The sequence below is a fragment of the Salmonella sp. SAL00670 genome (assembly GCF_046552235.1).
GTDB lineage: Bacteria > Pseudomonadota > Gammaproteobacteria > Enterobacterales > Enterobacteriaceae > Salmonella > Salmonella enterica.
In genome coordinates, this window is record NZ_JBGDUO010000003.1 from 472,810 (window position 1) to 492,385 (window position 19,576).

Below are 19,576 nucleotides of genomic sequence, written 5' to 3' on the forward strand. Positions count from 1 at the left end.
CCCTTCCTTTTGCCACTGTACGCTTTTATAGGATAACTAAAGTAACATTAATATAGAAAAGCAATATTGAGAGATAGGTTATACGTTCTTAATGATAGCAAGATGGCACTCTCTGTGCCGAAAATAGACAAGAAAATATCAATACCCAACAGGTGCAGGATACTATCGTTAAAATAAGCGATAGCAGATATCTAAAATACAGACGCATTCAATATGTTAGTCTGATGCCAGGTTCGCTGCCTGATGAGGCATAAATCACGGAACGAATTCCCATCAATACAGGGATTATTGGCTACAACTCAACGTTACTACTGGTGGTACACACATTATACAAATGTCGATTAAGCGAAAACATGTAGGTATTTTTCCCAATTTTGACCATCCTTAACTCATTAATCGTACCGGGTTGTAACAACCTCAACCAGGAAAATAAATCGCCAGCAGTATCAGACTCAAAGGTCTTAACTGAATTGACTTTAAAAGTAAATGTTTTCATACCCGTTCTGCGCAGTTTGCTGATGCAGATGTCACGAAAAAAAAGCCGCTTCTCTTTCGTATCGGTAGTAACATCGTAGTGTAGGGTAATCCTGCCGGATTTAAGATCCAGCACAAGTCCACCATCCATGTACAATTTTCGTGGTTCAATATACGCTTCTGATTTTGTCGTGCATATAAGATTATTGGTTCTATAAGAGTCACGATTTACCCACTCAAGCGCTATTATCGATCCGATTGCGACAATGGCGATAAATATTACAAATATAATCAGTAACGTTCTTTTACTGTAATACATTTTGGCACCGCCATTTCAACAGGATTTAAGCATTGCAGAAAAATATTCATATTAGGCTCCCTGATATAATAAAGATGGCGTCCATTTTGCCGGTAAATTTTAATTTTTAGAGAGTTAAAAGCAAAAACTACTTCACTTAATGTGACCTTATCCTCTTTTGTTTTATAGATTGCATAATCGTTATATTCACCAAGATATGTAAAAAAACTATCAGGGCTGTTACGAACAGGCGCTTTATATATAGTAAATACACCATAGAGCAATGCCAGAAGAATGGCTCCTGTTAATACCACAAATACGCTGTGACGTTTAATTTTGTAAAATATGTTCTCCCGAGTCAGGGTGCCTTTAACGTTTTCATCACTCACCTTTAGGGAGGTGATTTTTTTTATAGGTTCAATGGCAACAGACAGCGACACCCCCACCCGAGGGCGAGTTACGATATCAGATGGCTGTAGACCGATGCTACTAAAATCATTTCTCATTTGATTAATGAGTTTATAGTAACTTGATTCTGAGACGCAGCCTCCACGATTTTCCCAAACAAAATGAATAATATCTTCTTTTTTGTAAAGACCATGCCAAAAAGCAAGAAGCAGATGGGTCTCAGCTTCTGATATTCTGATTATCTCATTACCATGCGATAAGGTCATCTTCGTACTATCAAATACAACACGCTTATCAAGTAAAAATATGCTTTCATTCATGACAATCCTAAAGGTAACTGCATCCATCATTCAGACGACATATTATCATGCTCAAAAAAGAATTCAGCCCCCTAATTAACCTGAGTTTAACTTATAAGTCTCACTTATAGTAAACAATAATTGACACAAGTATTACCTGCACATTACAAATCAAACAGTTATAGGTAAATCTGAACACTTTTCTTTACCTTAACGCAAACTCAGGAAACTTCTGAAAGGCCAAAAGTAAGAAAAAAGTAAGACTAATTATACTGTTTCAGAAGCACATTTCAGAAAATTTACCTTAATCTCACCATCGTATTATCCATCGGGAGGTTTAACTGATACGGATTTTACATAGCAAAAATGTGCAGGTTTGTATTGCAACATAGTCTATCTATTCAGACGCGGAGAGAATTGTTATCGGATTACACTCAATCAAATGATAACACTATCAGTTGTACTAATGAGATGTATGGACGAAAGCGCTTATCGCTCTATTTCATGATAAGAGAAATAAGTCTGTTTGTTTTATATCGCATTATCAATAGTCAGGAGGGTATAGCTCACATCCAAAAATAGAGTTAATGATCGTTATTTTTACCACTCCTCCATAAGCACGAAACATTCGGGCGAATTGCACTCGTCCTGAAAAAGTAAAGATTAATACAGGAACATTATCATATGTCTATGAAAAAATATTTAGCAATGATCACAGGCTCACTTCTTGTCTCCAGCAGCGCGATGGCTGTTTCTGATAACACCATCACCTTTCAAGGGGAAGTCTCTGATGAAACGTGCTCTGTCGTGATTAATGGTAATCAGGCTAAACCCGTCGTGTTATTACCAACAGTAAGTACTAAAGATTTATCAGAACAAGGGAAAACCGCGGGGCCAATAACGTTTGATATTGGGCTGTCCGGGTGTACCGGCTCTCAGGACAAAACAACAAAAATTTCCACTGTCTTTGTCGGTAATCAGGTCACCAGTAACGGTAACCTGGGTAATACTGGCAGCGCAAAAAATGTTGAAGTCCAATTACTCGACACTTCAGGGGAGCCAATCAATCTGACCGGCGGCTTTACTGGCGACGGCGACCTACAGCTGGAACCAAATGCTTCTGAAGCGAGCGCGACTTATACCGCGCGGTATTACTCTACCGGGAAAGCAGAGGCTGGGACAGTCGCTGCCACCCTACAATACGCCGTTTCGTATAAATAATTGTCGCTATGGTCTGGCGTTGAAACGCCAGACCATTTTCAATCGCCAGGGAGTTGTTGAGATGAAAATGGATACCCGACATTCCGCATTATATTACTTAATAGTTTTTCTATTGCTGGCCCTATCCGCCACAGCATCGTGGGCGAGCGTTACTATTTTGGGTAGTCGAATAATTTACCCATCAACAGCCTCCTCCGTAGATGTGCAGTTAAAAAATAATGATGCAATACCTTATATCGTACAAACCTGGTTTGACGATGGCGATATGAATACCAGCCCGGGAAATAGCAGCGCGATGCCGTTTATTGCCACGCCGCCAGTATTTCGTATTCAACCCAAAGCAGGCCAGGTGGTACGTGTAATTTATAACAACACGAAAAAATTGCCGCAGGATCGTGAGTCAGTATTCTGGTTTAACGTATTACAGGTGCCACCAACGAATATTGGCAGCGACAGCGGGCAAAATAAAATGTTGGTGATGCTGCGCTCAAGAATAAAACTTTTCTATCGTCCTGACGGGCTAGGTAAACCTGATAATCTGGCGAAAAAACTACAGATTAAAACGGTAAATAAGGGTTCCGGAAAAAGCGGTATTGTTATTGTTAATCCGCAGCCCTGGTTTGCCTCTTTAAGTAACCTGAATGTAAAAGTGAACGGCGCTTCGTATAACCTGGATGCTGACATGATTGCCCCTTTCTCCAGTCAAACCTGGTGGCTGCCGGGCAAACGGTCACTCAAATCCTTCTCCGGTACAGTCACCGTTACTTTGGTTAACGACCTGGGCGCAAGGATAAGCGAGAGCTACGATGTCCCCCACCATTAATTTGAACCGCAAAAGCCTTGCGCTATTGATCGCCATAGTTTGCTCAGGCTCCGCGCAAGGTGAAGAGTATTATTTTGATCCTGCGCTACTTCAGGGGGCCACTTACGGACAAAATATTGCCCGTTTTAATGAACGGCAAACGCCTTCCGGAGACTATCTTGCCGACGTTTACGTTAATGGCACGCTGGTAGCCTCGAGCACTAATATTCGATTTAATGCTGTAAAAGAGGGTCAACAGGCTGAACCCTGCCTGCCCTTATCGGTGATGAAAGCAGCACAGATAAAATCACTCCCCGCGACCGACGCTGCGACCGAGTGTCGCCCGCTCAGGGAGTGGGTACCTCATGCCGGCTGGCAATTTGATAGCGCCACGCTTCGCCTGTTGCTGACGATTCCAATGACCGAACTTACGCACAAACCGCGCGGTTATATCTCCCCTTCAGAGTGGGATAGCGGCGCGCTGGCGCTGTTTTTACGCCATAACACAAACTGGACCCACACCGAAAATACCGACAGCCATTATCGCTACCAATACTTATGGAGCGGTTTAAACATGGGCGTTAACCTCGGACTTTGGCAGGTCCGTCATCAAAGTAATCTGCGCTATGCCAATAGCAACCAGAGCGGAAGCGCCTGGCGCTATAATAGCGTTCGAACCTGGGTGCAAAGACCTGTCTCGTCTATTAACAGTATCCTGTCGCTGGGCGATAGCTATACGGACTCCAGCTTATTCGGCAGTCTGTCTTTTAACGGGGCTAAGCTTGTCACCGACGAGCGGATGCGCCCGCAGGGCAAACGCGGTTATGCGCCGGAAGTTCGGGGCGTAGCGGCCAGTAGCGCGCACGTGGTAGTAAAACAACTGGGGAAAGTGATTTATGAAACCAACGTTCCGCCGGGCCCATTTTATATTGACGATCTGTACAACACCCGTTATCAAGGCGATCTGGAGGTAGAGGTTATCGAGGCCAGCGGTAAAACCTCACGTTTCACCGTGCCTTATTCTTCCGTGCCGGATTCGGTACGTCCCGGTAACTGGCACTATTCGCTGGCCTTCGGCAGGGTCCGTCAGTACTACGATATTGAAAATCGTTTCTTTGAGGGAACGTTCCAGCACGGCGTTAATAACACCATTACCCTCAACCTCGGTTCACGAATTGCGCAGCGTTACCAGGCATGGCTGGCGGGCGGCGTCTGGGCCACCGGTATGGGCGCATTCGGCCTCAACGCCACCTGGTCGAATGCGCGCGCAGAGCATAACGATCGCCAGCAAGGCTGGCGCGCGGAACTCAGTTACAGCAAAACGTTTACCACCGGCACTAACTTGGTACTGGCGGCTTATCGTTATTCAACCAACGGCTTTCGCGATCTTCAGGACGTGCTCGGCGTACGCCGGGAAGCAAAAACGGGGATTGATTACTACTCCGACACGCTGCATCAGCGCAATCGCCTGTCCGCGACGGTAAGCCAGCCGTTAGGACGGCTTGGCACGCTTAACCTCAGCGCCAGCACCGCAGACTACTACAATAACCAATCGCGTATAACACAGCTACAAATGGGGTATAGCAACCAGTGGCGGAATATAAGCTACGGGGTGAATATCGCACGACAGCGCACCACCTGGGATTACGATCGCTTTTATCACGGCGTTAACGAACCACTGGACGTGAGTAGCCGACAAAAATATACCGAAACCACAATGTCGTTTAATGTCTCTATACCGCTGGATTGGGGCGAAAACAGAACGTCTGTCGCCATGAATTATAACCAGTCCAGTCAAAGCCGTTCCTCAACCGTATCCATGACCGGCAGTAGCGGTGAAAACAGCGACCTGTCATGGTCGGTTTATGGCGGCTACGAGCGTTATCGCAATAGTAATAGCGATAGCAGCGCGCCAACGACGTTTGGCGGTAATCTACAACAAAACACCCGGTTTGGCGCACTTCGCGCCAACTATGACCAGGGTGATAACTATCGTCAGGAAGGGCTGGGCGCGTCCGGCACCCTGGTACTTCACCCTGGCGGTCTGACGGCTGGCCCCTATACCAGCGATACCTTTGCGCTTATTCATGCCGATGGCGCGCAGGGCGCGATCGTACAAAATGGCCAAGGCGCTGTGGTTGATCGCTTTGGTTACGCCATTCTGCCTTCGTTATCTCCTTACCGCGTCAATAACGTTACGCTTGATACCCGTAAGATGCGCAGCGATGCCGAACTGACGGGAGGAAGTCAGCAGATTGTGCCCTATGCCGGCGCCATCGCGCGTGTCAATTTCGCCACTATCAGCGGCAAAGCAGTGCTGATCTCCGTGAAGATGCCGGATGGCGGCATACCGCCAATGGGCGCTGATGTTTTCAACGGTGAAGGCACAAACATCGGCATGGTCGGCCAGAGTGGGCAGATTTATGCCCGTATCGCCCATCCGTCGGGTTCTCTACTGGTGCGCTGGGGAACAGGGGCAAACCAGCGTTGCCGGGTTGCCTACCAACTCGATCTTCACACCAAAGAACCGTTTCTCTATCTGAACAAAATCTGCGAGAAGGAATAGCACAATGCTTTTTAGTTTCCGAACGCTATTGTTTATCACCAGCCTGTTCGTCAGCGCCGGAACATGGTCGTCATGTATCAAAGTCACCGATAAGAGCGCGCTCTCTGACGCGGCGATAAAAGCGGGCTACACGGCGCAAAACTGGATCGGCGCAACTGACACGAATACGGGTAATATCGGTTTGCCAACGGTGATTAGCATCAGTAATAGTGAAACATTTCAACCCTCCGGCACACTATTGGCCAGTGGGATCGGTAACTTCCTGACGGCCGCCACCGGCACGCCCTATTCCAGTAAACAGGTACTTTACCGCTGCGATTCCGCCGATGCCGGGAAGCTCTATGAGATGTATTCGACAAATGGCGATAGCGCTTTTGCGGGGGCATTTTTTACTCCCGAAGTAGAAGGCGCTTATTATGATGTGGAGCGTAATGTTGCTGTCCGTATGACAAACCTCAGTACCGGCGAATATTACAGCCGCTTCTGGAAAGAACGCCAACTTACCGCAGACAGTTGGTTTCAGGATGACAAATATATTTATATTCCTGCCAGCGCGTTTAGCAACGTGTTATATGAGATGTTTAAAATTGACTCAAGAAAATATTTTGCCTACCAGAATCCAATGGACCGAGATACCTGGACGCAGCCTCGGGGTTATATCGCGTTTAAAGGCCCAGGCTTGATTACCGAGCGGATCAAAGCGGGACTGGATCATGCCAGCGATTATTATGGCTGGCCCAGCTATTGGCCCGGGGCATGGAGTACATATAATAGCGTCACCTATGTTCGCGGCGCGTTATGTAAAATCACAGATTATCCTGCGATCGTGAAAATTCCCCCTGTCGCCGTTGGCATATTAGCCGCCGGAGGCAATAGCCAGGCGCCTTTCCACGTCAGCCTGGAATGTGAGTCCGGTGCCGTGTCCAGTGCCCTCCCGTCCACCAGCGCCGCTAATGTCGCAATGGGGTTTGTCGTTAATCAACCCACCGCCGTGGCGGCGGCGCGTCGCTTGGGGCTAACCACATCCGCAGGCGGTCTGTCGTGGCTACTGGACACCCATTATGGCGAACCTGGCGTAGCTTCCGGAGTGGGTATCCGCATCTATAACGATGCCGGTACGCCAATTAACCTGTTACCCGATCGGATCAAGACAGGCACTGGCAACGCCCGAGGCTGGTATGGCTATAAAGATTTAACCACACGGGTATCATCCGGTTCAGTAGAAACCTACAGCGGTGATTTTACTGCCTCGCTTGAGGCGATCGGCGGACAAACAGTAACGGCAGGAAGCGTGAATGCGCAATTACAGGCAGTGGTTAGTTTTCAGTAAAGTCATATTAACGCTACTTGGGTTGACGGGATGGTATGGCCCGGCACAAGCCGCCGTTAATATTGACAGAACCCGAATTATTTTTGCTTCAGATGATGTCGCTCAATCGTTGACATTATCCAACGATAATACAACGCCGATGCTGTTACAGGTATGGACCGACGCCGGAAACATTGACGCCTCTCCGGATAACAGCAAAACGCCGCTGGTGGCGCTGCCGCCGGTATTTAAAATGCAGCCAGGAGAACTGAGAACGCTTCGCCTGCTCCTGAGTTCCCGCCAGCAGCTTGCAACGGACCGGGAGAGTCTCTTCTGGCTAAACATTTATCAGATACCGCCAGTCACCCAGGACATTAAAAACCACCCGCGAAAACTGGTGTTACCGCTTCGTTTGAGGCTAAAAATTTTAATTCGCCCGACTGGGCTAAAAGCGCCCACGGAAGCGGAGGAGAAAAAATTACGCTTTATTGCTAAAGAGAATACTATACGGATAGTTAACCCCACCTCGTGGTATATGAGTTTAACGTTAACGATGGATAACAAGAAAAGTATCGGCGATATCATGGTTGCGCCGAAAACAGCACTTGATGTGCCGCTAACACGCTCGCCAACGCCGGGAGCATCGATAAATTATGCAGTAATCAATGATTCCGGGAACTGGCGACAATATACCGCCATACTGGAAAAATATATTAGTAAGAGTGATTTTATTCCTGAGTTTTGATGGGAAATATTCAGGGATACGATCGTATCCCTGAGGCAAGCCAGACTCAGCATGTACCATTGTCAAAAATAGCATTAAGCTGATATTTTACTTTTTGCACGGCATCTTTGTTCTGTTGAGTTCCCTTCTCCTCAACAGACATATCCCATACGTTTTCATTATCTGATTCAATTAATGTGTAGAACGTATTATTATTACGCATCATATAACCACGAAAATTATTTTCGATGCCCGTTGTCACAGGCTTAGCAGCCCCTGAAATAACAGACTCCGTCTCTTTATTGAAAAGCTGATATTGAATATTTGCGCAGTTTAAATCACAGGGAGAACATTTAAGATTTAAAACAAGTAGTATCGTGTTATTTTCAAAAACAAGGGCATAATGATTGCTGGCAGATGAACATAACGGGAATAGCGCGAGAAGGAGAATTATTATCAATTTCATATGCTTATATAGACTCCATCAAAGAAAACTTTCATTTCACGCCCCTGAGAATAGCGAAAGGCATACCATGCAGAACGAATGCTTTCCGAGCTGACGTCCTCATAGACATTTATACCATGCTCAGCAAGTATGCGAGAAAGAAAATGAGAAGATTGTTATGACAGAAAAGGTTGTAACGATAACAGGAACAATACCTATTTCATATTCATTTAATTAATAATATTAATTTTCTATTTCATCTTTGGTAATACCCCCAATGGATTTTCCGCCTATAATGCTGCACAGGTAGCTACTTCTCTTTTGCTGTGAGAAAACATTACATTGGTATAACTAATGAGAATGAGCAGAGGCATTAAGTCACGTAATATTGCGTTTCCTCTGTTAAGGCTTTTGTGTGAAAAGAGCATTACTTTTAGTCAGTTAGGTAGCATTACATAAGCATAACTAAATTTGAGAAAACCTCGAAAAATCAGCATATTGAATTGATGGATGGTATTGTTTTTTAAAAGGATTTTAATTGCCAACCTGCGATAATACGCTTAAGATGAACACATATCTATTGAGCTAAAGTAGTCGCTCAATCAATCTGATTGTTATGGAGTGAGTGTGTGATACTTACAATGCCATCCAGCCGATACCAATAGAATTCTCAACCTCCGATAATCGTCACCCAAAAATCAGGAGATAAAATATGACGTTAAAACCAGGTGAGAAATCCGGTAATAATGGAGGTATCTATGTGGAGGTTGGGCCGCGTGGTGGGATAAAAGATAACTTCGCCACGATAGCGGAAACAAAACCGCGCCACCAACGCAACGCCCTAAAAGCTACTGGGTGCTGGCAAAAAGAACACCTAACAGTAAACGTAAGTCAGAGCATCTGGCGCCACGACAGTTGGCGCCGACTGATCACAGTACGCCCGGTGCTTTACCGCCTGGCAAGCATTGTGCAAGATGCTCCGTGAGGAAATCGATGCAGATTTTGATACGATCAGAACTTGATGAACGCCGGGTATATACAGCCCAGATATTCGCTTCCTGATACCACTGAGGCAACACGCGAACCAGCTCACCTCGTTCAATATACTGCGCAACATCCCATTCCGACCGCAATGTAATGCCATGGCCTTTCAGGGCCCAAATAAGCACCACACTGCCGCTGTTGGAAGAATGAAAACCGTTTAGTCGGCAATGTGTCTGCTGCTTACCGTCCGTTAATATCCAATTGCCAAATGCCGAGTTTTTTTCCTGAATCATTAGGCAATCGTGCTGCACAAGCGCACTAACAGACTCTGGCTTGCCGTGGCGTTCGAGGTATTCAGGGGAAGCACACAGGATCCGTCGATTAGTGGCTAACTGCCGTGCGATATACAATTCGTTGATATCATCCCCAACGCGAATTTCAATATCGATCCCCTCTTCCACCAGATCCACTTCACGATCCGTTAGCGTGAGTTTTACCGTAATATCAGGATAGGCGATCATAAATGACGACAGCGCCTCTGCGACATATTTATGCCCAAAACCAAATGAGCAGTTGATGGTGATATTACCAGCCAACACACCACGTTGATTATCCAAACGACTGACAAAGCCATCCATTTCACTGACGACCTGCATAGCCCCACACAGCGCATTTTCGCCTTCCGGTGTGAGACGCATCACTCTGTTATTTCGAAAAAAAAGCCGGGCGTTGAGACATTTTTCAAGGATAGCGATACGTTTGCTGATATAGGAGGGAGATAACCCCAGCTCCAGCGCTGCCCGGGCAAATCCACCGTTGCGAGCAACGGTGACAAAAACGAAAAGATCTTCAACAGAAGGCCAGCCCTCAAGGGGCTGGCGATGTTTTTTTCCTACAGGTGTCGTTTTCATAGCATCAGTGCGAAGTTGCAAAGGATGACCGAGTTATAACACTGAATGTAAAAAGGACTGAAGTTTCTGGATAAAGTACTCAGGACACTCTTCCTGCGGGGAGTGTCCGCAAGGCAATGCTTCCCCCTGAACGTTTAGCGCCTTTTCTTTCCAGGTACCAACCACATCATATAGTTGCCCTACCGTTCCCAGCCCTCCCCACAGCAACTGTAACGGACACCGGATACGCGCCGACGTATCTGCGGCATCATCGTCCAAATCAATCGTCGCAGCAGCCCGGTAGTCCTCACAGATCGCGTGGATCATCTCAGGGTTCTGGTAACAGCGCAGGTATTCATTGAATGCTTCCTGCGAGGTCGCGCCCTCTATTTTTAGCTGACCAGAAATATGCTTACGCAGAAAAAATGCCGGATCGTGCGCAATCATCGTTTCGGGTAACGGGAAAGGTTGAATCAGGAAAAACCACCAAAAGTAACGCGTAGCAAAGGATTTATCGGTCAAGGCGTACATCGTCGCGGTTGGAGCAATGTCGATAAAAGTACAACAGGTCACACGATCCGGATAATCCAGCGCGAGCCTGTGTCCTACGCGTCCGCCACGATCATGCCCTACAAAGGCAAAACGGGAAAAGCCGAGCGCATCCATTAACATGACGATATCCTGCGCCATGGTGCGCTTTGAATAGGTACGGTGCGCCGGATCGCTCGTTGGTTTATCGCTGTCGCCATAGCCACGCAAATCCGGCAAAATGACTGTATGATTTTGCGCCAATGTCGGTGCGACTTTCCGCCATGTTGTATGATTCTGCGGATGCCCATGTAGCAGTACCAAAGGTGAACCGCTGCCTCCGATAGCCACTCTTACCGTCAGACCATTTTCCAGACGAACATCCTTGAGCGCAAACCCCGGAATAAACGGAGAGGCGCCGCATTCAATCAGTGTACTCATCACTTTCTCCCGTCATGCCAGCTAACAGATGATGTTAAATAACGGCTATCCCGGACGACATTGCGCAGGGTTCCAATATGTTCAATCTCAACTTCAATAACATCACCATCGTGTAAAAACAGCGGTGGAACGCGTTTTTTGCCCACTCCACCAGGCGACCCTGTGAGGATCGTGTCGCCAGGGGAAAGCAGAGTAAAGGTGCTTATATAAGCAATGAGTGAAGCGATAGGATGGATCATATTTGCCGTAGATTCGTTCTGCACCTCCCGCCCGTTTAGTCGTGTCAGTAAACGTAGCATCTGGGGATCGGGAATGTCGTCTGTGGTCACCAGACACGGACCGAATGATCCTGTCGAAGGCCAGTTTTTTCCAGCCGTAAACCAGCTATGCTGCCAGTCCCTCACTGAACCATCCATATAGCAGCTGTATCCGGCGACATAATCTAAAGCATCCTCAGCGCTGACCCGGGAGCATCGCCGCCCAATCACTACGGCTAATTCACCTTCGTAGTCGAACTCATTGGTATTTTCAGGCTTCAGCAGCATGCCATTATGCCCGGTCTGAGAATCCGCAAAGCGGACAAAAAGGGTTGGGGCCGGGTTGGTTTCATTAAACTCAATACGCTTATCGGCATAATTCATTCCGACACAGATGATCTTCTGCGGATCGTCAATCACCGGCAGAAAAGTGACTTCCTGGTAGTAATAATCCGCCGGCTCATCACACCATAACGCCGCATCTGTCAGCGCATTAGCGCACAGTAGAGATTTCAAAGTGGGATATTTGTCGCCAAGCCGCTGCGAGAGATCAATTATTCCGGTTTCCTGCATAATGCCGTAGCGTTTGCCACCGTTCACAAGATATTGAACCAGTTTCATTGCAGTCTTCTTCCTTAACCGCGCGGGGATGCAGGGCGTTTTAACCACGGCCGCCGTGAATAATGCGCAACCTCAAAATTTTCAATCTCCGGCAAGTATTGCAATGTCCAGGCTATCGCATCTTCGCCTGCGGCCAGCATCGCCCGTTTGAGTTCACTGATCACAAAGGAGATCGTTTCCTCTGCCGTCGTAATTTCGCAGCGATCGAGTGAAACAGTGATAGAATTGGTATCAGCACTCGCGGCAAGCTGCGCCAGGCGCGCCAAAGCAGGTTCATCTAATGAGACCGTGAGGATCCCGTTGCGTTGGCAGTTATCATCGAAAATGCCTGCAAATGTGCTACCTATCAGCCCCCGTATTCCCAGTTGTTTTAATCCCCATACGGCGTGTTCACGACTCGATCCACAGCCAAAATTGGGGCCAACCAGCAGGAATGTCGCGCTCTGCCAGCCCGGCATGTTCAGAATAAAATCAGGATTTGGTTGGCCGCCAGCCATAAAGCGACGATCGAAAAACACCCCTTTATCCAGCCCCTGGCGATCGATCCCTTTCAGGAACTGTTTTGGCATAATCACATCAGTGTCGATATTCGGTTCCAGCATCGGCGCAATTCGCCCGCTGATTTGCTTAAACGTATCCATCTTATTCCCCTGCCTGAAGTAATGACCGAACATCGACCAGATGCCCCGCTACCGCCGCCGCCGCAACCATCGCCGGGCTCATCAAATGCGTTCTTGCTCCAGCGCCCTGTCGTCCAGGGAAATTACGGTTCGTACCTGATGCACAGCGATCGCCGGGCGACAACACATCTTCATTCATCGCAAGGCACATTGAGCAACCCGACTGCCGCCATTCAAAACCGGCAGCAATAAAGATTTTCGCCAGTCCTTCTTCTTCCGCCTGGCGTCTTACCATTGTTGAACCAGGCACAATGATCCCGCGAACATGGCTGGCGATTTTGCGCCCTTCAAGCACCTTCGCAACGGCACGCAAATCCTCAATGCGACCATTTGTGCATGAACCAATAAAAGCGTGAGAGATACGAATATCTTTCAGCAACATGCCAGCCGTTAATCCCATGTAATGAAGGGCCTTCTCAAGCGCCAGGCGCTTAAGCGGATTGGTTTCCTGTTCCGGGAAAGGAACACGTCCGGTGATGGAACCTGTTTGATCCGGACTGATTCCCCAAGTGACTTTAGGCTCAAGATCATGGCAGTTGATCGCCACCGTCTTATCAAATACCGCATCAGCATCGCTGCTCAACTGTGACCATTCCAGCAATGCCTGCTGCCAGAGTTCACCTACAGGCATTTGCGGTTTACCGTAGATATAGTCAAAAACCTTTTTATCCGGCGCAATAATGGCACCACGCGCCCCCGCTTCTACCGCCATGTTGCAGAGCGTCATTCGTCCTTCAACGCTCAACGCGCTGATGGCCTCACCCACAAATTCAATGGCATATCCCGTCGCGCCATCAGCGCCAATACGTTCAAGCAATTCAAGAACAATATCTTTTGCGGAACAGGCGAAAGGTAGCTCTCCCTGAACACATACGCGCATGGTTTTGAGCTTGCGGTAAACCAGCGTCTGCGTGGCCAGCAGATGTTCAATTTCCGACGTCCCGATACCAAAGCCCAGCGCGCCAAATGCACCGTAGGTTGTCGTGTGACTATCCCCGGCGGCGATCACCATGCCAGGCATCACTAGCCCTTGTTCATGAGCAACCACGTGTTCAATCCCCTGACGCGGATCCAGCACATCAAATAATGTGATGCCAAAGTCAGCGGCATTTTCCCGAAAGTAATCAACCTGTAGCTGTCCTCCCGGATCGGTCATTAAGATATCCCGTTGCGACCGCGTGGGATTAACATGGTCAATATTCAATAAAAACGTGTCGGGGTGCCGAACGGTGCGGCCGCGTTCTCTTAACCCGCTAAATGCCTGCGGGCTGGTATATTCATTCAGTATTGAACGATCAATATAAAGTAAAACATGTCCTTCGTTATCAAGTTCACGAATGGTATGTGACTCAACTAATTTTTCATACAGCGTTTTAGCAGACATATATATTCCTGGAGCAACGAATATCCGGGTAGCCAAATATTCACAGTTTAAGCTTTTAGCTATAGTGACACATTAATGAAAAAATGATGATTCCATTATGGAAAGTATAAAAACACACTTCGTGTCTATAATCAGAAACTCTCCTGAACTGACTGTTTTTTGATTTGCGGTTGTTTCTCATATTTTGCGAAAATAAACCGGCAGATAAATAATCCTATCCCCAGCATCATCAGACATGATGCCGCAATAGCATTCCATCCCTGCCAGGAGAAAAGATACCCGTTTAAATACCCCATTACTGCACCGCCAGAGTAGTAGCAAAGTAGATAAAACGATGTCGCCTGTCCTTTTGCGTTTGGACTCCGTGAACTGACCCAGGCTAATACGGTGGAATGAGCAGAGAAAAATGCGACTGACAGTAAAACGATACCTGAAATGAAAACCCACAGAGAAGGGGCGATTAGCGTGAGAAATGCACCGACCATCATACAGATGATCAGCATACTGAGCGCATTCATCGACCCAATATTCAACGCGACACGGGCAGCATATGGCGCAAGAAAAAAAGTTAATGAGAAGCTAACTGGAATCAAACCTATCCAGGTGTAGCTCAGCTCATAAGGCGGTCGATGCAGGTAAAACGCCAGAAAATTAAAGATGGACGTAAAAGAGCCGAAAAGAATAAATCCAATGACAAAACATAATGATACGCGGATATTCTTAAAATGTTCCAACCCGCCTTTCAACACTGCACCAAGCTGTAGTGAAGGTGTAGGAACAAACTGTCGGGATGTCGGGAGAAACAACTTCACCGCGAGTGCCATAGCAATCAGAACACCACCGAAGATAAAGAAAATCGTATCTATAGATACATGCTCCATCATCAAAGTTGCAAACACACGACCAGACATACTCCCTAGCGAATTGCCAAAAATAAAATATCCAGTAACAATCCCTGCCAAAGCAGGAGAGACTTCTTCACTGATATAGACTGTAACGGCCGCCGTAATACCACTTACTGCAATGCCGAGCAAAGCGCGGTATACCACCAGCATCGGCCATGATGATGCAGTTGCGCACAATAGAGTTAAAATACCTCCTGCCAGCAACGAATAAAAAATGATTGGCTTTCGCCCAAAACGGTCAGATAACGTGCCGCTAAATAACATGGCTAATGCCAGAAACCCCACCTCAGCAGACAAAATCATCCCTACCTGATTCAATGGGATATTATAAACCTCACTTAACTTTGGTAATAAAGCCTGGATTGAATATAAAGAAGCTAACTCTGCCAAACCCGCCAGAGGTAATATCATTAAAATAGGCAAGTACTTACCTATTGTCTCTTCAATATTATTTTTTCATACACAATGTTCCGTAAAAGATCCTGATTGCCATCTGCCTGTTTGCCAACAAACATCCGTGTATACAATATTTATCTTTTACGTTTACAGAATTGACAGCGTTCACATTTTATTTTTCTTAATAGAGACGAAATGGAATCAAGTGTTTTATGAAATGTAGATCATCTAAGAATGACGCGGTAATGGCAACGTAGTAAGTTATGAACTATATATTTATTCAATAAATATATAGACATTAATTTGACGAAAAGAAATGAATCGGCAGTCCAAAACTGTCACTGGCAACCCCTTCTGGACGCCGCCATCCTTAGATGGAAACGTCCGTTAGCGTTTTATTCGATAGTCAGCTCACACGAGTTCTTTGAGCTGCTCCTGCATATAGGTCGAAAAATACTCTGGGTTTTTGATAAGGATGCGGTTACCGGAGGCGACTTTTTCTGCCCATCCGGCCACTTTTTTCGTGAACTCAGGATTCCATCCCTCCTGCTCACCCCGTGCCATCACAACTTCCGGACTCGCTGGCACACCTAAGTCATGCAAATACTTTAGAATTCCCTTAGCGGTGCTTTCATCCATTGAATGGGGCACTGGCGCCGAAGTATTCATACCACCAATAAAATCCAAGGCTTTTTCAATTGCTGTTGGCATGCTCTTATCCTTAAAATTAACCACGTGAGAGACACCTTGATACTATGTACCCAACTCCGCCGGGATATCAAAGAGAACATCGCCTTTCTTTGACTTACCCCGCAGCTAAACGCTTGCGCGGCTGTTTTCTGCACTATTTTTTGGCTTCTCCGGCTAAAACCAGCCCGGTCGCTACCGCATTGCGCGGGCCTTCAGTACCACGGATATTACCCTGCCCGGCGACAACGCCGTACTGCGCCATCGTTATTGATAATGGCGGCATCGGTGGATCCTGCGCCTAAATCGAGGATCGCCAGCGGCACGGCGCATCCATGCGTCGTTAACGCGCCAGCCACAGCCATGTTGGCTTCCACACCACCGACTTCAACTGGGGTATTTAACCGGGCGCTTAGCTCGCTGGCGATAGCCTGCATCTGTAAGCGATCGGATTTCACCATCGCCGCAATGCCAACGGCGTTTTCCATTGAACATTCCCCGGCAATGCCACCCTGTACCGCGCGGGGAATAAACGTATCCACCGCAAGAAGATCCTGGATATGCACGGCGTTCATGTCATGACTGGTCAGCGAGGCCATTGATCTTACCCAGCAATAGTGGACACGCGACTAAGTGAGTAAACTCACAAGTAAGAGGTGACTCACATGACAAAACCAGCATCAACCACCAAAAAGCCACGCAAGCAGCACACGCCTGACGGATGAGCTTCGTGCTCAGGGTTACCAGTTCAACGTGAAAACCGTGGCGGCCAGCCTGCGTCGGCAGGGGCTGCGGGCGAAAGCCTCGCGCCGGTTCCGTCCGGTCAGTTACCGCAAACATGGTCTGCCAGTCTCAGAGAATCTGCTGAAGCAGGACTTTTACGCCAGCGGCCCGAATCAGAAGTGGGTGGGTGACATCACGTATCTTCGCACTGGTGAAGGCTGGCTTTATCTGGCCGTGGTTATCGATCTGTGGTCGCGGTCAGTCATTGGCTGGTCGATGTCTTCGCGGATGACAGCACAGCTTGCCTGCGATGCGTTACAGATGGCGCTGTGGCGGCGTAAATGTCCGGAAAATGTCATCGTGCATACAGACAGAGGCGGTCAGTACTGTTCAACGGATTACCAGAGCTTACTGAAACGCCATAATCTGCGGGGAAGTATGAGCGCCAGAGGTTGTTGTTACGACAATGCCTGTGCGGAAAGCTTCTTCCATACGCTGAGGGTGGAATGTATCCACGGAGAGGACTTAGTCAGCCGGGAAATAATGCGGACAGCAGTGTTTAATTATAGTGAGTGTGATTACAATCGGTGGCGTCGTCACAGTGCCTGTGGCGGTCTCAGTCCGGAACAATTTGAAAACCAGAACCTCGCTTAGGGTTGTGCCCATATTACGCGGGTAGGATCACAGCTCTTTCCTTCTGCCACAAGTTTTCGGGCATCATCACGACGAGAACTGACATTTGCAAGTGTGATCGTCGGATACACACCCGGCGAGATCATTTTTGGCTTACCGGCAAAACGATAACGGAACCGCCAGCTCTTGCTTCCATTAGGTTCAATTAGCAATGACAACCCTTGCCCATCTCCGAGTGTATAGGCTTTAGTTTCAGGCTTAGCGCGGCGAATCTGCATATCGTTTAAAGGCATGTGGATAGGAATCCAAGACCGAACAGGAACATATACACAATCCTATACACATTCAGTGTCGGATTCTACTGGATGGTTACGGACGGTGATGGACAAAAAAGCAATAAAGTCGTTATAAATCAGTGTATTTATGGATGAATACGGACGTTTGAGGAACTTGAAATGGTGCCGATAATAGGAGTCGAACCTACGACCTTCGCATTACGAATGCGCTGCTCTACCAACTGAGCTATATCGGCCCTGAGAAGGGTGTGTTCACGCGGGTGAATCACGGGGTAGAAGGTTAAAACTAACCGGGCGGTGCGTCAATAGCCTTGCTACTCAACCGGCTATTTTTGCACCGCTCGTCATTAATTACGCACGAATCGTACCATCGCCAAAGCCGATCCACTTATAGGTGGTAAGCGCTTCAAGCCCCATCGGACCGCGGGCATGTAATTTCTGCGTGCTGACCGCCACTTCTGCGCCAAGCCCAAACTGCCCGCCATCGGTAAAACGGGTAGAGGCGTTGACATAAACCGCAGCGGAATCCACTTCGTTCACGAAACGCGCAGCATTATGCATATCACACGTCAAAATCGCATCGGAGTGCTGAGTGCCATGTTCGCGAATGTGGGTGATAGCGCCATCCATATTTTCGACCACCACAACGTTCAGATCCAGAGACAGAAACTCGTTATCCAGCTCTTCCGGTTTCAGCGGCACCAGTTTGGCAGGGCCATGCAGTACCTGCATGACGGTTTCATCCCCATGCAACGTCACGCCGCTCTCCGCCATCTGCTTGCTCAGCGCAGGCAAAAAGCGTTCTGCGATGTCCTGATGCACCAGCAAGGTTTCCACCGTGTTACAGGTGCTCGGGCGCTGGGTTTTGGCGTTGACGATAATCTTCAGAGCCGGGGCGATATCTGCGCTGCTATCAACAAAAATATGGCACACGCCAATCCCGCCGGTAATCACCGGAATGGTGGATTGCTCGCGGCACAGTTTATGCAAGCCTGCGCCGCCGCGCGGGATCAGCATATCGATGTACTTATCCATACGCAGCATTTCATTGACCAGCGAACGATCCGGATTATCAATCGCCTGAACCGCCGCTTCCGGTAAACCGCAAGCTTTCAGCGCCTTCTGAATGACACGAACGGTTGCGGCATTCGTGCGATGCGTCTCTTTCCCACCGCGTAGAATCACCGCATTACCGGTTTTCAGACACAAAGAAGCCACATCAACGGTAACATTCGGACGCGCCTCATAGATAACGCCAACCACGCCCAACGGCACGCGGCGGCGCTCCAGACGTAGCCCGCTGTCCAGCAGACCGCCGTCGATCACCTGCCCGACCGGGTCGGCGAGATTACAGACCTGGCGCACATCGTCAGCAATCGCTTTCAGACGCGCAGGGGTCAGCGCCAGGCGGTCCAGCATCGCTTCGCTCAGGCCATTGGCTCGCGCCTGCTCAACATCTTGTACGTTCGCGCTGAGGATACTTTCCATTTGCGCTTCCAGTTCATCGGCTATTTTTTCCAGCACGCGATTTTTTTCGCCGCTGGAGAGCAGCGCCAGCTTATACGACGCCGCTTTAGCAGCAATGCCCATTTGTTCCAGCATATG

General features: G+C 47.9%; 17 protein-coding genes, 1 tRNA gene and 4 pseudogenes. 7 read left to right on the forward strand and 15 right to left on the reverse strand.

Going from position 1 to position 19,576, the window contains the following annotated elements; genetic code table 11:
- Positions 1 to 492: 492 nt before the first annotated feature.
- Both ACLJRS_RS13390 and ACLJRS_RS13395 read right to left on the reverse strand, forming a co-directional pair.
- A pseudogene (locus tag ACLJRS_RS13390) lies at positions 493 to 793 on the reverse strand (hypothetical protein).
- Positions 766 to 1,500 carry a transcriptional regulator gene (locus tag ACLJRS_RS13395; RefSeq protein WP_001005859.1) on the reverse strand — a complete coding sequence of 245 codons (735 nt, stop codon included), beginning with the start codon at positions 1,498 to 1,500 and terminating at the stop codon, positions 766 to 768. Before ACLJRS_RS13395 ends, ACLJRS_RS13390 begins: the two are co-directional and overlap by 28 nt.
- A gap of 663 nt (positions 1,501 to 2,163) precedes the next feature.
- Between ACLJRS_RS13395 and ACLJRS_RS13400 the strand changes: the two genes are divergently transcribed.
- The 5 genes from ACLJRS_RS13400 (at position 2,164) to stbE (ending at position 8,122) form a co-directional block, all read left to right on the forward strand.
- Entirely contained in the window at positions 2,164 to 2,700 is a 537-nt protein-coding gene (locus ACLJRS_RS13400; protein ID WP_000062035.1) for a fimbrial protein, read from the forward strand.
- Positions 2,701 to 2,761: 61 nt separating this feature from the next.
- Positions 2,762 to 3,523 carry a fimbrial biogenesis chaperone StbB gene (gene stbB, locus ACLJRS_RS13405; protein ID WP_410957830.1) on the forward strand — a complete coding sequence of 254 codons (762 nt, stop codon included), beginning with the start codon at positions 2,762 to 2,764 and terminating at the stop codon, positions 3,521 to 3,523.
- Entirely contained in the window at positions 3,507 to 6,068 is a 2,562-nt protein-coding gene (locus ACLJRS_RS13410; protein WP_000075339.1) for a fimbrial outer membrane usher protein, read from the forward strand. Before stbB ends, ACLJRS_RS13410 begins: the two co-directional genes overlap by 17 nt.
- A 4-nt stretch (positions 6,069 to 6,072) precedes the next feature.
- A complete protein-coding gene (gene stbD, locus ACLJRS_RS13415) occupies positions 6,073 to 7,398 on the forward strand; it encodes a fimbrial usher protein StbD (protein ID WP_000899090.1) in 1,326 nt (441 codons plus the stop codon).
- On the forward strand, positions 7,364 to 8,122 hold the full coding sequence (gene stbE, locus ACLJRS_RS13420; protein WP_001247031.1) for a fimbrial biogenesis chaperone StbE: 759 nt from the start codon (positions 7,364 to 7,366) through the stop codon (positions 8,120 to 8,122). Before stbD ends, stbE begins: the two co-directional genes overlap by 35 nt.
- A 46-nt stretch (positions 8,123 to 8,168) precedes the next feature.
- On the opposite strand, the gene ACLJRS_RS13425 is transcribed toward stbE, so the two are convergent.
- Complete coding sequence (locus ACLJRS_RS13425) at positions 8,169 to 8,567, reverse strand: hypothetical protein (protein ID WP_000766840.1); 399 nt, start codon at positions 8,565 to 8,567, stop codon at positions 8,169 to 8,171.
- A gap of 691 nt (positions 8,568 to 9,258) precedes the next feature.
- Here ACLJRS_RS13425 and ACLJRS_RS13430 point away from each other — a divergent pair.
- Positions 9,259 to 9,531 carry a hypothetical protein gene (locus ACLJRS_RS13430; RefSeq protein ID WP_001675688.1) on the forward strand — a complete coding sequence of 91 codons (273 nt, stop codon included), beginning with the start codon at positions 9,259 to 9,261 and terminating at the stop codon, positions 9,529 to 9,531.
- Here the strand turns inward: ACLJRS_RS13430 and ACLJRS_RS13435 are convergent.
- The 9 genes and pseudogenes from ACLJRS_RS13435 to ACLJRS_RS13475 all read right to left on the reverse strand — a co-directional run.
- Positions 9,476 to 10,441 (reverse strand): LysR family transcriptional regulator, encoded by a 966-nt coding sequence (locus ACLJRS_RS13435; RefSeq protein WP_000859020.1) that lies wholly within the window; start codon positions 10,439 to 10,441, stop codon positions 9,476 to 9,478. The genes ACLJRS_RS13430 and ACLJRS_RS13435 overlap by 56 nt on opposite strands.
- Before the next feature lie 33 nt (positions 10,442 to 10,474).
- Positions 10,475 to 11,389, reverse strand: a complete 915-nt coding sequence (locus ACLJRS_RS13440; protein ID WP_000105592.1) for an alpha/beta fold hydrolase — start codon at positions 11,387 to 11,389, stop codon at positions 10,475 to 10,477.
- Complete coding sequence (locus ACLJRS_RS13445; RefSeq protein WP_000780212.1) at positions 11,389 to 12,267, reverse strand: fumarylacetoacetate hydrolase family protein; 879 nt, start codon at positions 12,265 to 12,267, stop codon at positions 11,389 to 11,391. The genes ACLJRS_RS13440 and ACLJRS_RS13445 overlap by 1 nt, the downstream gene beginning before the upstream one ends.
- 14 nt (positions 12,268 to 12,281) lie before the next feature.
- The gene (gene leuD, locus ACLJRS_RS13450) at positions 12,282 to 12,908 is read right to left on the reverse strand and encodes a 3-isopropylmalate dehydratase small subunit (protein WP_000379342.1); all 627 of its coding nucleotides are present in this window, start codon (positions 12,906 to 12,908) and stop codon (positions 12,282 to 12,284) included.
- Between the two features lies 1 nt (position 12,909).
- On the reverse strand, positions 12,910 to 14,331 hold the full coding sequence (leuC, locus tag ACLJRS_RS13455; RefSeq protein WP_001274858.1) for a 3-isopropylmalate dehydratase large subunit: 1,422 nt from the start codon (positions 14,329 to 14,331) through the stop codon (positions 12,910 to 12,912).
- Positions 14,332 to 14,462: 131 nt separating this feature from the next.
- A complete protein-coding gene (locus tag ACLJRS_RS13460) occupies positions 14,463 to 15,647 on the reverse strand; it encodes an MFS transporter (protein ID WP_001616171.1) in 1,185 nt (394 codons plus the stop codon).
- 396 nt (positions 15,648 to 16,043) lie between these two features.
- A complete protein-coding gene (locus ACLJRS_RS13465; protein WP_001673904.1) occupies positions 16,044 to 16,367 on the reverse strand; it encodes a DUF1889 family protein in 324 nt (107 codons plus the stop codon).
- A 109-nt stretch (positions 16,368 to 16,476) separates the two neighbouring features.
- The gene (locus ACLJRS_RS13470; protein ID WP_077221214.1) at positions 16,477 to 16,605 is read right to left on the reverse strand and encodes a diol dehydratase reactivase ATPase-like domain-containing protein; all 129 of its coding nucleotides are present in this window, start codon (positions 16,603 to 16,605) and stop codon (positions 16,477 to 16,479) included.
- Positions 16,553 to 16,918 (reverse strand): annotated as a pseudogene (locus tag ACLJRS_RS13475) (diol dehydratase reactivase ATPase-like domain-containing protein); the annotation flags it as partial. The pseudogene ACLJRS_RS13475 and the gene ACLJRS_RS13470, both read right to left, overlap by 53 nt.
- 109 nt (positions 16,919 to 17,027) lie before the next feature.
- Here ACLJRS_RS13475 and ACLJRS_RS13480 point away from each other — a divergent pair.
- Positions 17,028 to 17,696, forward strand: a pseudogene (locus ACLJRS_RS13480) (IS3-like element ISSty2 family transposase); the annotation flags it as partial.
- A gap of 17 nt (positions 17,697 to 17,713) precedes the next feature.
- Here ACLJRS_RS13480 and ACLJRS_RS13485 read toward each other — a convergent pair.
- From ACLJRS_RS13485 to proA, 3 genes and pseudogenes are all read right to left on the reverse strand, one after another.
- Positions 17,714 to 17,968, reverse strand: a pseudogene (locus tag ACLJRS_RS13485) (Arm DNA-binding domain-containing protein); the annotation flags it as partial.
- A 163-nt stretch (positions 17,969 to 18,131) separates the two neighbouring features.
- Positions 18,132 to 18,207: transfer RNA gene (locus ACLJRS_RS13490), tRNA-Thr, on the reverse strand.
- A 115-nt stretch (positions 18,208 to 18,322) separates the two neighbouring features.
- Positions 18,323 to 19,573, reverse strand: coding sequence for a glutamate-5-semialdehyde dehydrogenase (gene proA / locus ACLJRS_RS13495; RefSeq protein ID WP_000893226.1), 1,251 nt, complete (start codon positions 19,571 to 19,573; stop codon positions 18,323 to 18,325).
- Between the last annotated feature and the right edge of the window lie 3 nt (positions 19,574 to 19,576).